Here is a 13,923-nt window from a genome sequence, read left to right on the forward strand (position 1 = left end):
CCATGAGCACGACGATCACCCGGTCGGTCCGGCTGGACCTGCCGCTCGCCGCGGTCGCGGACCTGCTGCGCACGCCCGAGCACGCCGTCCGGCGGCTGGAGGCCGCCGGCCGCGAGGACCCCGTCCTCGTCCGCTTCGCCGGGAGCGGGGACGGGGTCCGCATCGAGACCCGCTACTTCGGCCGCCGCGACGAGCTGCCCGGCTGGATGGCCTCCCGCTTCCCGCAGCACGGCCCGGAGAACCACCGGACCGAGGTCTGGACGCTCGGCCCGGCCACCCTCACCGCCGTCGTCGTCGTCGAGTCCGTCGAAGGGCGCGGCGGGGTGCGCGGCACCTACACGGTGGTCCCCGAGGGCGAGGGCTGCCGCTGGGAGCTCGCCGCCGAGGTCTCGGTCCCGCTGCCCGTCATCGGCCGCAGGGTCGAGAAGGTCGTGGCCGCGACCGCCGCCCGGGTGCACGCCGGCGAGGCCGCCGCCATGACCGCCGGCGCTGTCCGGATCCGCTGACCGCGGGGTCTTCTCCCCAGGACCACTGTCAGCCCACGTCTCTCACCCCAAGGGGACCGCGCATGCCCACTGCACTCGAGTGCCGGAACGTGTCCTTCCGCTACCACAAGCGACGCCCCGTCCTCGACGGCGTCACCTTCGCCGTCGAGCGGGGCCAGATCTTCGGCCTCCTCGGCCCCAACGGCGCCGGCAAGTCGACCCTCGTGAAGATCCTCCTCGGTCTCAACCGGGCCGGGGAGGGCAGCGTCACCTGGTTCGGCGAGCCGCTCACCACCCGCACCCGCCGGCGCATCGGCTACGTCCCGCAGGACCTGGCCCTGCTCTACGACCTGTCGGCCCACGACAACGTCCGCTTCTTCGGGCGCCTCAACGGGATGTCCGGCAAGCACCTCGAGGAGCGCACCCGCACGGTGCTCGACTTCGTCGGGCTGTGGGACGAGCGCGGCAAGCAGCCCGGCGAGTACTCGGGCGGGATGAAGCGCCGGCTGAACATCGCCTGCGGCATCGTCCACGACCCCGACGTCGTCATCATGGACGAGCCCACCGTCGGTGTGGACCCGCAGTCGCGCAACCACATCCTGGAGTCCATCGAGACCCTGCGCGACCAGGGCACGACGGTCGTCTACATCTCCCACTACATGGAGGAGGTGGAGCGGCTCTGCACGACGATCGGGGTCATCGACGAGGGCACCTACCTCTGCGGCGGCACCCTCGAGGAGCTGCTGCACGCCCACGCGCCGGAGGCCATCGTCGACCTCGAGCTGACGACGGGCACGACGGTGGACGCCGACGACCTCGCCGGGCTGGAGATCCTCGAGCAGCGGTCCGGGGGCGTGAGCGTCTCGGTCCCCGAGGGCCAGCTGGACGTCATGCGGCTCATCGCCGACCGCTTCGACGACAAGGTCCAGCGCTTCACCTACATCCCGCCGAACCTGGAGCAGGTCTTCTTCCGGCTGACCAAGAAGGCGCTGAGGGACTGACCGTGACCGCCATCGTCCTGTCCTCGATGCGCCGCAAGCTGACCAACCGCTCGGTGCTGCTCAACCTCGTCGTCATGCCGTTGCTCCTCATCGTCATCCTCGGCAACGCCCTCGCCTCGACGTTCACGTCCGAGACCCACGCGAGCACCGCCACCCACGAGACCTCGCTCGGCGTGGTCGACCTCGACTCCTCGGCCGGCAGCAGAGCCCTCGTCGCGTCCCTCGCGGCGAGCGGCGCCTTCGCCGTCCACGCCTACCCGAGCGTCGACACCGGGCGCGGCGCGCTGTCCGCCGGCGACGTCGACGTCCTCGCGACCGTGCCCTCCGGCTACGGCAGCGACCTGGCGGACGGCACCGCGCCGACCGTCGGCCTCACCGCCCTGGACTCCCAGGTCGACCGGCTGGCCGCGGCGCAGGTGGCGCTGGACACCGTCGGCGACGCGGCCCGGGCGCAGGCGGCCACGGGGCGCGCCCACCCCCCGGCGTACACCCTGGGCGACTACGTCGGCAGCGGCACCCCGACGAGCACCGACCCCGCGGCCGGCGTCACCGGCATCACCTACTACACGGTGACGATGCTCGTCCTCATCCTCCTGTACGGCCTCGGCAACACGATGAACTTCGTCAAGGAGGAGTACGACGGCCCGCTGGGCGACCGCTACCTCGCCTCGCCGACCGGGACCCTGCAGCTCGTCGCCGCCCAGGTGGTCTCGGGGACCCTCACCTCGGCCATCCAGGGCGGGGTCGTCGTCGGCGCCGCGGTGGCGCTGTTCGGTGCCGACCTCGGGCACAGCCCGCTCGTCGTCGCCGCGATCGTCGCCGTCGCCGCGGTGCTCTTCAACGTCCTCGGCCTCTTCCTCGGGCTGCTCGGCCGCAGCCGGCCGTGGCTGGACCCGCTGGTCTCCCTGCTCATCCCGGTGATGACCTTCCTCGGTGGCGGCTTCGTCAAGCTCGACACCGGGCGGCTCCAGGACCTCACCGTCAACCACGTCTTCCAGTCGGCGCTCTTCCGGGAGGTCTCCGGCATCCGGCCGGACTGGTCCCCGCTGCTCACCTGCCTCGCGCTGAGCGGTGCGGTCTTCCTGGCCTCGGCCGTCATGGTCCGCCGGGTGGGGGTGCGATGACGATGAGCGTCTTCCTCCTCTACGCCCGCCGGCTGCTCAAGCGTCCCTTCGCCCTGCTCGTCGCCGTCGTCATGCCGCTCGTGCTCGTCCAGGGCGTGGTGCTGCAGTACGAGAACGCCACGAAGCTCACCGTCGCGGTGTCCGTGCCGGACCCGACGTTCGCCCGCTTCGTCGAGGGCCGCCTCGACGCCGCCGGGGTCGAGCACACGACCGTGGCGGTCGCGGACCGGTCCTCGGCGGCGGGCGTGCTCGTCGCCGTCGACGGCACCCCGGCCGAGGTCGCCGGCCACCCGGACGCCCTGGACGCCCACGTCGACCAGGGGAGCGTGTCCGCCAACGGCGTCCTCCTCGCGACCCGGCTCGACAGCATCGTCTCGACGCTGGCCTACCTGGCCGGCACCACCCACACCGCCCAGGGCCTCGAGCGCGCCCTGGACCGGTACGACGCCGCGCCGGCCCCGGTGCGCACGTCGACGCAGGTGCTCGGCAATCCGCAGCGCACCGTCCTGCAGTCCTCGTTCAACATGATCGTCTTCGTCATGCTCCTGCTGACGATGAGCAACATCCTCGTGTTCCTCAAGGACAAGCAGATGACGACGACCCAGCGGATCCTCGTCGCCACCCGCAGCACCCTCACCTACTACCTGCAGCTCGTCGCGCTGTTCGCGCTCGTCGCCGTCGCCGAGTTCCTCCTCATGGTCGCGGCCATGCGCTGGGTCTTCCACGTCCCGGTGGGCCTGTCCCCCGGCCGCGGCGCGCTGCTCGTGCTCGCCTACGCCCTCTTCAACGTCGTCGCCATCAGCGTCGGGCTGCTCCTCGTGAGCCGCACCGAGAAGGAGTCGGTGGGACGCCTGCTCGTCACCGCCGTCACCCTGCCGGCGGCCATGCTCGGCGGCGCCCTGTGGCCGCTCACGATCATGCCGACGTGGATGCAGCAGGTGGCGCAGGTGCTGCCGACGACGTGGGTCACCCAGCTGAACGGCACGTTGTTCAGCGGCTTCACCCCCCCGACCTGGGACCTCGTGCGGCCGTTGCTGCTGCTGGGGGTCCTCGCCGTGGTCCTGTTCACCGCCCTGTCCCGGCTGCCCTCCGAGAGGGTCTGACGCCGGTCCCCACCACCCGAAGGAGAAGCACGTGAACCCTCGCATCATCCGCGCCATCGGCTCGGCCCTCGTCGTCCTCGGCTTCGGCTCCCCGTTCATGCGGCAGGCCGGCTTCGACACCGTCCTCACCGCCTGGATGGGCCCGGCCCAACCGTGGTCCGGCATCTGCATGGGAGTCGTCGGCCTCGTCCTGGCCGTCGTCGGCACTCGCTGGATGAACGCGGCGGCCGTCGCCACCGACTGACGGCCCCCCGACCGTGCGGCGCCACCCGCCGCACCCCCCGAGGACCCGCGCCCCGCCCGACCGGCGGAGCGCGGGTCCCTCGCGTGGTGGTGGCGAGCGGGGCCGTTCACCTCGACGCGGCCGTCGAGGCCGGGAGGAACACGCGTGTCCGCGCGCGCACGGGCGGGCGGTGAGCGGGCCGGGCCGGCTGGGCGGGAGCCACGAGGTGGCCCGGAGGGGCTACGTCGCGGCGGACGGGCCTCGTCCCCGGAGGAGAAGGGGGCCGGGGGCCGGGGGCCGCCGGCGAAGAGTCGGGGCGTCGGGGGAGAGGCGGGGTCTCGAGGCGAGCGCGCCGGCGTCCGCCCGCGGACAGCGGAACACGCCGCCCGCAGGACAGAGTGCGGACGGCGTGCTCCTCCCCTCGACCCGGACGTGGGCGGCAGCAACGCCCCGCCCGAGCCGGCCCTTCAGGCAGCCCGGAGGACGGGCTGGGGGTGCCGGACGAGGACGACCGCCACGACGGCGGCGTCCCCGTTCTCGCGGACGTGGGCGCGCACGGTGCGACAGCCCCTCTCGCGCGCGAACGAGGCGAGCGGCTCGAGCAGCTCGACCCACACCTCGCGGTCGACGACCTCGACCCGGACCAGGTCCAGGCGGGCCAGGGCGGGCCCGGGGTCCAGGGCGTCCACGGTGAGCCGGCGCACGGCGGCGGTGATGCTCGACCCGCGCGGCACCGGCGCGGCGTGCACGCGCACGCCGCCCCCGGTGTTCACCGGGCCCCCTCGGGCCGGACGCCGGCGTGCCGCTCCAGGGCGGACGCTAGGGCCCCCACGGTGGCGATGCCGGGCAGGTCGGCGACCGGGACCGGGTCGGGCAGGAGGTCGGCCCGGGCGGGCGGGAGCACCGCGGCCAGGCGGGCCCGGCCGGCGTCGGTGACGCGGCCGTCGGGCCGGGAGAAGTCACCGGCGGGCAGCTCGCCGCGCAGGAGGTCGGCGAGGTCGTCGAACGGGCGGTCGAGCCCGAAGGCCTCCTCGAGCCGGAAGAGGATCTCGACGAGGTCGAACGACGACGCGCCGAGGGCGTCCACGAGGGTGTCGACGGCCCCGACGGCCCCGACGGGCAGGTCGAGCGTCGTCGCGACGGTCGCGCGGACGACGGCGAGGGCCCGGTCGCCCGGGCTCGTGCTGGGGTCGGTCACTGCGGTGCTCCGCTCCGTCGGTGGCGCGCTGGTGTGCGCCGTTCACGGGAGGAGAACCGCCGGCGGCCGCGATCCGGACAGGAGCCCGGACCGCCGGCCGCCGGCGCGGCGGTCAGCCGACGAGACGGTCCTCGGTCACGGACCGCTCCTCGATGGCCCGTTGCAGGCGCCGCAGGCAGCGTGTGCGGGTCGGGCCGACGGAGGCCGCGGGCATCCCCAGCAGCTCGCCGATCTCGGCGTAGCTGAGCGGCGGGTCGAGCAGGACGAGCCGGAGGAGCTCACGGTGGCGCGGCTCCAACGAGGCCAGGGCGTCGGCCACGGTGCGCAGCTCCTCGTCCCGGAGCACCCGCACCAGGGGGTCGTCGTGCGGTGAGGACGACGCCGCGGTGTCGCCCGCGGGGTCGGCCATCGGCGTGGCGCGGCGCTCGCGGGTGATGATCCGCAGGGACTCGTTGCGGGCCACGGTGGCCAGCCAGTCCCCGCAGCTCTCCGGCGTGCGGATGCTGTCGATGCGCTGGACGAGCCGCAGCCAGGTGGCCTGGGCGACGTCGTCGCACTCGGCGGCGCTCAGCCGGTGCCGGCGGGCGATGCTGTGGACGAGCCGGCCGAAGCGGTCGGTCAGGGCGGTCCAGGCGGCCTGCTCGCCCTCCCGGCACCGGGCGACGAGGGCCGCGGTGTCGAGGGTCGAGAGGTCGGGGGCCTCCTCGGTCGGGGCGGGGGTGCCGGGCTCGAGCACGGGCGCGGCGGGTCGGGTCGGTGCAGTGGTCATCTCGTTGAGCCCTTCGTGGAGTCGGACGAGCCGACGGCGGTGTCCCCCGGTCCGGCGGGACCGGCCAGGCGTGGCCGGTGCGTCGTCGGACCTGCGGTGGTGAAGGAGCTCAAGGCCTTGAGCGACGGACGCCCGGGGGCCTCCGTGACCCATCGTGGGCCGCGCCGGGCGGCGTCCACAACGCAGGAGCGGTGGCGTGAAGCGGACTGTCCGGGTGTGGACATCTCACGCCGCCGGTGCGGTCATCCGGGCCTGCAGCCGCGGCAGCGCGGCCGCGGTGGCCCCGTCGACGTCGGCCAGGACCAGGGCGGCGTCCAGGACGCGCATGGACCCCGGGGGGACGCCGGCGGCGGACGCCAGCGCCATGACGTGCCCGGCGCCGCACCGGAGCAGCTGGAGGGTCCAGTCGCGGTGCGGCAGGGCGTCGGTGTGCGGGTCGTGCAGCGCCGGCCCGAGGCCGCCGTCGCGGATGTCGAAGGAGTCGAAGGGCCGGTGCAGCCCCAGTCCGAGGGCCTTGGTGTAGGCCTCCTTGAGCACCCAGTGCTCCGCGAGCATCCCCGGACGCGCTCCCGGTGGGGCCTGGAGCAGCAGCGCGCGCTCGCGCTCGGTGAGGACCTTGCCGACGAGGCGGACGGAGTCGGGGCGGGCCGGGTAGGTCTCCGCGTCGACCCCGACGCGGCCCCGGGGGGTCACCGCGCAGGCGATCATCCCGTCGGTGTGGGTGAGGTTGAAGTCCGGACCGCGGGCGGGGTCGGCGAGCACCGGCCGGCCGAAGCGGCCCTGGGCGAACTCAACGACGGCCGGGGGGACCCCGAGGTAGCGGGACATCGCCCAGCGGGCGAGGACGCGGGCGCCCAGGTGCCGGCGGCGGCTCCCGGGCCGGACCAGCCGGTCCAGCCGCGCCCGCTCGTCGGGCGAGAGCGCCTGGAGGCCGCCGAGACGGTGGGCCACCCGGTCCACGTCCGCCTCGGCGAGGACCCACAGGTCACAGCCCGGCCCGAGGCGCATGGTCACGACGGCCACCCCGGCGCGCCCGTCCCGATGGCGACGAGGACCGTGGGCCCGGCCGCGACGACCTGCTCCGCGAGGCCGCCGAGCGACCCGGTGAGCCACAGCCAGCCGGCCGGCACCCGGACGCCGAGCTCCTTCTCCAGGTCGTCGACGAGGAGCAGGGCCTCCGCGGAGTCGAGGTCGAGGTCGCGCACGTCCTGGTCCGCGCGCACGAGGTGCGGACCCACCCCGAGCAGCCGGGCGACGCGGGAGACGAGCCAGGTGGTGAGCGACTCGGGGTCGACCGGTGCGGGCCCGGGAGGCCCGAGGGGTGCGGCCGGGGCGTGACGAGGTGGTGACGGACGCCGCCCGGCGGTGACGACGGCTGGAACCGTGGCGGCCGGCTCCCGGTGGACGAGGTGCATGGCGGTCCTCCCGCGTGACGTCCCGGGTCTCACGACGACCCGGGGGCTCACCGGGGAAGACCGCCGCGGGGACCGGCGACGGACCGTCCCTCGCCGGTCCGGCGACCACCCCGTGAGACGCGGGCCGTCCGCGGACGGCCGGTCAGGACCTGCCCACCGGCCCAGCCGGCCCTCGAAGAGGTTGTGGCGCACCCCTTCCCGAGGACGAGCCACAACCGCGGGCCGGTCGGGGCCGGTCGAGGTCGTGTCCGACGTCGGTCATCGGCTGACCGGTCACGGACATCTCCTCCCCCTTGTCCCTCCCCGGCCGCGCTCCGTTGACTGATCCCGGTCGCCCCGACGGCGGAGCGACCGGGGGGCATCCCGGGGCACCTCGCACGACGAGCACGACCAGCAGCAGCACCCCGCAGGGGACCAGCACGACACCCATCGCCAGCAGCAGCAGCAAAGGACAGCAGCCATGATCAAGCGCATTCACGTCATCGTCCTCACCGCCATCATCGGCGCCGGCATCGCCGCCAGCGCCGCGCACGCCCAGGACCCGACTGTCGTCACCGGCGCGGCCCCGGGCACCTCGATCACGGTCGAGGGCCTCTGGTGGCCCGCGCACGGAGGCCTCTGACGGCATCCGCTCCGCGCTGGTAGCGTGCCGCTCCAGAAGGGGGCGGGGCGTGCCGGACGAGGATCACCGCAGGACCACCGTGTCGGGGTCCGGCCCACCGCGGCTGGACCCCGACATGCGTGTCGTCTACGGGGTGCTGCTCGAGCACGGGGGTGACCTCGACGCCGCCCGGCCGGTCATCGGACCCGAGGTCGACGTCGACGGCGCGCTCGAGCGCCTCGCCGCGCTGCGGCTGGTCCACCGGGCCGGCGGGGGCCGCTACGAGGCCGTCAGCCCCACCGAGGCCGCCGAGGACCTCGTCGGTCCGCGGGAGGCCGACGCCTACGAGCGCCTCCGGCAGGCGGTGCAGCTGCGCACGATGCTCCGCGAGCTCGCGCCGCTGTACCGGACGGCCGCCGGCAGCCGCCTCCTCACCGCGGGCGCCGAGCTGCTGTACGGCTCGGACGAGGTGGGTGCCCGGCTGGACGAGCTGAGCGCCGGCATCCGCCGGTCGGTCGCCTCGGCCCACCCGACCATGGCCTCACCGGAGGTCCTCAAGGCCTCCCTCGAGGCCGACGGCCGGCTCCTGGCCCGCGGCATCGCCTACCGGCAGCTCTTCACCCACACGGCGCTGCGCTACCACCAGTCGCTGGCCTACCTGCAGACGATGCAGCGCCAGGGCGCCGAGGTCCGCACGGCCTCGATCATCCCCAACCGGATCATCCTCATCGACGACGACCACGCGATCATCCCGGTCGTCTCCGGCGAGGCCAGCGCCGCCGTCGTCAAGGACCCGTCGGTGCTGGCCTACCTGCACCAGATCTTCGACTTCCTCTGGGAGCGGGGCCGCCGCATCGAGGACGAGGCCGTCGGGGACGAGCGGGTCCCGCGCGAGGTCGAGCTCGCCATCCTCCAGGAGCTCGCGGCCGGGCGCACGGACGAGGCGATCGCGCGCCGGCTCGGCATCTCCTCGCGGACCCTGCGGCGCTACCTGTCCGGGATGCTCGAGAGCTTCGGCGTCGACACCCGCTTCCAGCTCGGGATGGCCTTCGTCCGCCAGGGCCTCGACGACACCGGGGACACCGACCCGCCCGCCTAGCGGTCCCCGGGCGCGGACCGGCGCCGCCGGTCGGGTCAGCGGCGCAGGTCGCGCTCGACCCGCGACAGCCGCATCCGCGCCAGCGCCAGGGTCGCCGAGCGGCGGTCGAGGACGAGCAGCACGAAGACGGTGGGGTCGGCGGCCAGCATCCGCAGGACGTGGTACTGCCCGCCGTACGTGACGAGGACGTCCTCGACGTGGTCGGTGCGTCCCATCCGCGCCAGCGTCTCGTGCATCGACGCGACGACGGCGGCGTAGTCGCGGACGGCGTCGGCGAGGTCGAGCCGGTCCGGGTCGGGGGTCCGGGCCAGGAGCGAGCCGGTCGTGCTGTCGGCCACGGCGACCGCCAGCGCGCCGTCGATCGCCATCGCCTCGCGGACGACGGCGCCCGGCAGGTCCGACCCCTCCAGCGGCGCCGAGGGGCCCGCGACCGGCACGGTCGGCAGCTCGACGAGGGCCGGCCCGGGGCCCGCGGGCACCCGTCCCCCGTTCGGGCGCTCGCCGTCGGCCGAAGGGACGAGCAGGTCGTGCTCGTCCGGCGGTGGGGGCGCGAAGACGGCAGTGTCGACGTCAGCAGGGGCGACTCCGGGGACGGAGTCGGAGCCGACGTCCGCGGACGTCGGTCCCGCCTCTGCGTCCGGAACCGCCTCCGCACGTTCGGCCGCTGCGGGTGCCATCGATCTCCACCAACCCATGCGGCGCAGGCTAGTAGTGCAGAAGGGAGAGCGCCCGTGCGTAAGGCCAGGGTCGTCCGTTCGACCGACACGCTCCACGTGGTCGACAGCTCCGGTGACGCCGGACCCCAGCAGTTCCAGGTGGACCTGCGGGGCATCGTCGACGTCCTCAGCCACCACCTCTACAGCAGCCCCCGCGTCTACCTGCGCGAGCTGCTGCAGAACGCGGTGGACGCCCTGGAGGTGCGCAGCCGGCTCGACGAGGGCCCCGGTCGGGGGATCCGGGTCACGCCCGCGACGCCCTTCTCGCCGCTGGTCGTGCGCGACGACGGGGTCGGCCTCACCGCCGACGAGATGCACGCCCTCCTCGCGACCATCGGCGGGACGAGCAAGCGCGGCGACTTCGCCGGGGCCCGCCGCCAGCTGCTCGGGCAGTTCGGCATCGGCCTCCTCTCGTGCTTCCTCGTCGCCGACACCGTCGAGGTCCGCTCGCGCTCGGCCCGCACCGAGGACGCCGACACCATCCTCTGGGTCGGCCGGTCCGAGGGCACCTTCTCGATCTCGGTCGCCGACGAGCCGCTGGACTCCCCCGGCACCGAGATCCGCGTGTACCCGCGGGCCGACGACCTGGACTGGTGCACCGCCGAGCGCACCCACGAGCTCGCGGCCGCCTTCGCCGAGCACCTGCCCATCACCGTCGAGGTCGACGGCACCGTCGTCTCCGGCGTCACCCCGCCGTGGGACCTGCCCCTGGAGGAGCAGCTCGAGTGGTGCCGCGAGCGGATGGGCTTCGACCCGCTCGGCATCGTGCCCCTGGACTCCTCGCTCGGCGGGGTCCGCGGCGTCGGCTTCGTCCTGCCCTACACGGCGATGCCCGGCCACCGCACCGGCGACCGCCTGTACTCCAAGGGCATGCTCGTCGCCGACAGCGACAACCACGTCCTGCCCGGGTGGGCCTTCTTCTGCCGCGCGGTCATCGACGGCGGGGACCTGCCCCTCACGGCCTCGCGGGAGTCCTTCCAGGAGTCCGAGGCGCTGGCCGTCGCCCGCGAGCGGCTCGGCCACGTCCTCATCGGCGAGCTCATCCTCGTCCAGGCCATGCACCCGCACGCCTACGAGGAGGTCATGCGCCTGCACGCCGGCGGCCTCAAGGCCCTCGCGCTGAAGAGCGCCGACATGCTCGACCTCCTGCGCTCGACCATGCCCTTCCGCACCACGCTCGGCGACCGCACCCTCGACGGGCTCCACGCCGTCGGCGAGGAGGTCCGCTACGTCACCGACGCCTCCGTCTACGCCGCGCTCGAGGAGCTGGCGCGCCACTCCGGCACGCTCGTCCTCGACGCCTCCGGTCCGTACGACGCGGGCCTGGTCGCCGCCTTCGACCCCGAGGGCCGGCTGTTCCGCGAGGTCACCTCCGCCGACGCGGCCGACATCGCCGAGGTCGGGGCGGCCCCGGACGCCGCCGCGGCCGAGCGGCTCGTGGCCAGGGCGTCGTCGGCGCTCCCGGAGGGGGTGACCCTCGGGGTCGCCGACGTCTCGCCCGCCGACCGGCCGGTGCTGTGGTGGCCGCACGAGGGCGTCGACGGCGAGCCGACCGGGACGCGCTCGACGCTGCTGCTCAACGCCCGGCACGACGCGGTGCGGGCGTTGCTCGACGCCTCGGACGACCTCGACGTCGGCGCGGCGGTGCGCGCGCTGCACGGCGTCGGGATGCTGCTGGCGCGCGTGCCCCTGGACGGCACCGCCCTGACCCGGCACGCCGACGCCGTCGCGACTCTCGTCCGCGACGGCATCGACTGCCACAGCCGCGCCTCGTCCTGAGGTCGGCGAGGCGCCTGCGGCCGGTCCGTCCTCCCCGGTACGGGCCGGCCGCAGGAGCCCGGTCAGGGCCGCTGTGGGCCCCGGTCACGTGTGGGGACTCGTGGAGCCACCCACAACTCCCGGAAAATGGCCGCCACGGGCCTCCCAGGCGGTGTCTCGTCGGTGCCGACCGGTAGACTCACGGGCAGAGCGCGCGCCCGTGGGGGATCCCGGTCCGGAGCGGCACGACCACCACGGGTGCGCTCCGTGTGCAGGACCGGTGCAGCCGGTCCGGCCAGCCCGAAGGAGACCCGTGGCCGACCAGCCCGAGCAGAACCCCGACGTCCCCGTGGCCGACCTGGCGACGGAGCCCGTGGTCGACCCCGTCGCCGACGCCGGCCCTGCGTACGACGCCTCCGCGATCACCGTCCTCGAGGGTCTCGAGGCCGTCCGCAAGCGCCCGGGCATGTACATCGGCTCCACGGGCGAGCGCGGACTGCACCACCTGGTCTGGGAGATCGTCGACAACGCGGTCGACGAGGCGCTCGCGGGCTACGCCGACACCGTCGACGTCACGCTCATGGCCGACGGCGCCGTCCGGGTCAAGGACAACGGCCGCGGCATCCCCACGGACATCCACCCCACCGAGGGCGTCAGCGCCGTCGAGCTCGTCCTCACCCAGCTGCACGCCGGCGGCAAGTTCGGCGGCGGGGGGTACAAGGTGTCCGGCGGCCTGCACGGCGTCGGCTCCTCGGTCGTCAACGCCCTCTCCACCCGGCTCGACGTCTGCGTGCGGCAGAAGGGCCGGGCCCACCGGATGTCCTTCGACCGGGGCGTCCCCACCGGCGCGCTGGAGACGATGGAGGAGACCGAGCGCACCGGCACGACCATCACGTTCTGGGCCAGCCCCGAGATCTTCGAGACCACCACCTACGACTACGAGACCGTCCGGGCGCGGTTCCAGCAGTACGCCTTCCTCAACAAGGGCCTCACCATCAACCTCACGGACGAGCGGGTCGAGGCCACCGACGACGAGGGCGAGCCCGACCTCGACGGCGTCGACAGCGACGTCGCCCAGGTCGAGGACTCCGAGGACGCCGAGTCCACCGGCGAGACCCGCAGGACGACGGCCCGCTCGGTCAGCTACCGGTACGACGACGGCATCGTCGACTACGTGCGCCACCTGGTTTCCAGCAAGAAGACCGACGCCGTGCACCCGGACATCGTGAGCATCGAGGTCGAGGACGAGGGCCGCGCCCTCTCCCTCGAGCTCGCGATGCAGTGGACGACCTCCTACAGCGAGTCGGTGCACTCCTACGCCAACACCGTGAACACCCACGAGGGCGGCACGCACGAGGAGGGGTTCCGCGCGGCGCTGACCAAGCTGGTCAACGACTTCGCGCGGCGCAACAACCTCCTCAAGGACAAGGACGAGAACCTCACCGGCGAGGACGTGCGCGAGGGTCTCACCGCCGTCATCTCGGTCAAGCTGGGCGAGCCGCAGTTCGAGGGCCAGACCAAGACCAAGCTCGGCAACTCCGAGGTCAAGGGCTTCGTCCAGCGGGCCATGACCGACGAGTTCGGCCACTGGCTCGAGGCCCACCCCGGCGAGGGCAAGGACATCGTCCGCAAGGCGATCCAGGCGGCGACGGCCCGGATGGCGGCGCGCAAGGCCCGCGAGGCCACCCGCAAGCGGGTCCTGGAGTCCGGCGGGCTGCCCGGCAAGCTGCGCGACTGCCAGGCCAAGGACCCCGCGGTGTCCGAGGTGTTCATCGTCGAGGGCGACTCCGCCGGCGGCTCGGCCGTCCGCGGCCGCAACCCCCACACCCAGGCGATCCTCCCGATCCGCGGCAAGATCCTCAACGTCGAGCGCGCCCGGCTCGACAAGGCCCTGGCCAACCAGGAGGTCCAGGCGCTGATCTCGGCCTTCGGCACCGGCATCGGCGAGGACTTCGACATCGAGAAGGCGCGCTACCACAAGATCGTCCTCATGGCCGACGCCGACGTCGACGGCATGCACATCCGGACGCTGCTGCTCACGCTGCTCTTCCGGTTCATGAAGCCGATGATCGAGGCCGGCTACGTCTACCTCGCGCAGCCGCCGCTCTACCGCCTCAAGTGGAGCAACCACGCCCACGAGTTCGCCTTCACCGACCGCGAGCGCGACGCCCTCGTCGCCGAGGGCCAGAGCAAGGGCCGGCGCCTGCCGAAGGACAACCCGATCCAGCGCTACAAGGGTCTCGGCGAGATGGACTACCAGGAGCTGTGGGAGACCACGATGGACCCCGACCAGCGGGTCCTGCTCCAGGTCACCCTCGACGACGCCGCGGCCGCGGACGAGATCTTCAGCGTCCTCATGGGCGAGGACGTCGAGTCCCGCCGCAGCTTCATCCAGCGCAACGCCCGCGACGTGCGCTTCCTCGACATCTGA

Annotated in this window: 15 protein-coding genes; 9 read left to right on the top strand and 6 right to left on the bottom strand. The window is 74.0% G+C overall.

Features of this window, described 5'->3' with window-relative positions; translation table 11 throughout:
• Window positions 1-2 precede the first annotated feature (2 nt).
• From EPD83_RS06500 to EPD83_RS06520, 5 genes are all read left to right on the top strand, one after another.
• The gene (locus EPD83_RS06500) at window positions 3-506 is read left to right on the top strand and encodes a DUF2505 domain-containing protein (RefSeq protein WP_165566374.1); all 504 of its coding nucleotides are present in this window, start codon (window positions 3-5) and stop codon (window positions 504-506) included.
• A 62-nt stretch (window positions 507-568) separates the two neighbouring features.
• Entirely contained in the window at window positions 569-1,486 is a 918-nt protein-coding gene (locus tag EPD83_RS06505; RefSeq protein ID WP_165566375.1) for an ABC transporter ATP-binding protein, read from the top strand.
• A 2-nt stretch (window positions 1,487-1,488) separates the two neighbouring features.
• Window positions 1,489-2,610 carry an ABC transporter permease gene (locus tag EPD83_RS06510; RefSeq protein ID WP_128366926.1) on the top strand — a complete coding sequence of 374 codons (1,122 nt, stop codon included), beginning with the start codon at window positions 1,489-1,491 and terminating at the stop codon, window positions 2,608-2,610.
• Between the two features lie 2 nt (window positions 2,611-2,612).
• A complete protein-coding gene (locus EPD83_RS06515) occupies window positions 2,613-3,713 on the top strand; it encodes an ABC transporter permease (protein WP_164896440.1) in 1,101 nt (366 codons plus the stop codon).
• 31 nt (window positions 3,714-3,744) lie between these two features.
• Complete coding sequence (locus tag EPD83_RS06520) at window positions 3,745-3,957, top strand: hypothetical protein (RefSeq protein WP_128366924.1); 213 nt, start codon at window positions 3,745-3,747, stop codon at window positions 3,955-3,957.
• Window positions 3,958-4,403: 446 nt separating this feature from the next.
• On the opposite strand, the gene EPD83_RS06525 is transcribed toward EPD83_RS06520, so the two are convergent.
• From EPD83_RS06525 to EPD83_RS06545, 5 genes are all read right to left on the bottom strand, one after another.
• The gene (locus EPD83_RS06525) at window positions 4,404-4,709 is read right to left on the bottom strand and encodes a hypothetical protein (RefSeq protein WP_128366923.1); all 306 of its coding nucleotides are present in this window, start codon (window positions 4,707-4,709) and stop codon (window positions 4,404-4,406) included.
• Entirely contained in the window at window positions 4,706-5,134 is a 429-nt protein-coding gene (locus EPD83_RS06530) for an acyl carrier protein (RefSeq protein WP_165566376.1), read from the bottom strand. Before EPD83_RS06530 ends, EPD83_RS06525 begins: the two co-directional genes overlap by 4 nt.
• Before the next feature lie 112 nt (window positions 5,135-5,246).
• Window positions 5,247-5,903 (bottom strand): RNA polymerase sigma factor, encoded by a 657-nt coding sequence (locus EPD83_RS06535; protein ID WP_164896343.1) that lies wholly within the window; start codon window positions 5,901-5,903, stop codon window positions 5,247-5,249.
• 225 nt (window positions 5,904-6,128) lie between these two features.
• Entirely contained in the window at window positions 6,129-6,911 is a 783-nt protein-coding gene (locus tag EPD83_RS06540; RefSeq protein ID WP_235950381.1) for a 4'-phosphopantetheinyl transferase family protein, read from the bottom strand.
• A 2-nt stretch (window positions 6,912-6,913) separates the two neighbouring features.
• A complete protein-coding gene (locus EPD83_RS06545) occupies window positions 6,914-7,318 on the bottom strand; it encodes an acyl carrier protein (protein WP_165566377.1) in 405 nt (134 codons plus the stop codon).
• A 460-nt stretch (window positions 7,319-7,778) separates the two neighbouring features.
• On the opposite strand from EPD83_RS06545, the gene EPD83_RS06550 reads away from it, so the two are divergent.
• Window positions 7,779-7,940: a hypothetical protein gene (locus EPD83_RS06550; RefSeq protein ID WP_164896341.1), complete on the top strand. Its 162-nt coding sequence runs from the start codon at window positions 7,779-7,781 to the stop codon at window positions 7,938-7,940.
• 49 nt (window positions 7,941-7,989) lie between these two features.
• Window positions 7,990-9,018, top strand: a complete 1,029-nt coding sequence (locus tag EPD83_RS06555; RefSeq protein ID WP_165566378.1) for a helix-turn-helix transcriptional regulator — start codon at window positions 7,990-7,992, stop codon at window positions 9,016-9,018.
• Window positions 9,019-9,053: 35 nt separating this feature from the next.
• On the opposite strand, the gene EPD83_RS06560 is transcribed toward EPD83_RS06555, so the two are convergent.
• Window positions 9,054-9,497 carry a roadblock/LC7 domain-containing protein gene (locus EPD83_RS06560; RefSeq protein ID WP_164896339.1) on the bottom strand — a complete coding sequence of 148 codons (444 nt, stop codon included), beginning with the start codon at window positions 9,495-9,497 and terminating at the stop codon, window positions 9,054-9,056.
• 294 nt (window positions 9,498-9,791) lie between these two features.
• Between EPD83_RS06560 and EPD83_RS06565 the strand changes: the two genes are divergently transcribed.
• Together EPD83_RS06565 and gyrB are read left to right on the top strand one after the other, a co-directional pair.
• The gene (locus tag EPD83_RS06565) at window positions 9,792-11,513 is read left to right on the top strand and encodes an HSP90 family protein (protein WP_165566379.1); all 1,722 of its coding nucleotides are present in this window, start codon (window positions 9,792-9,794) and stop codon (window positions 11,511-11,513) included.
• Window positions 11,514-11,841: 328 nt separating this feature from the next.
• On the top strand, window positions 11,842-13,923 hold the full coding sequence (gene gyrB / locus EPD83_RS06570) for a DNA topoisomerase (ATP-hydrolyzing) subunit B (protein WP_128367155.1): 2,082 nt from the start codon (window positions 11,842-11,844) through the stop codon (window positions 13,921-13,923).

It is taken from the genome of Phycicoccus flavus (genome assembly GCF_004025965.2).
Classification (GTDB): Bacteria; Actinomycetota; Actinomycetes; order Actinomycetales; family Dermatophilaceae; genus Phycicoccus; species Phycicoccus flavus.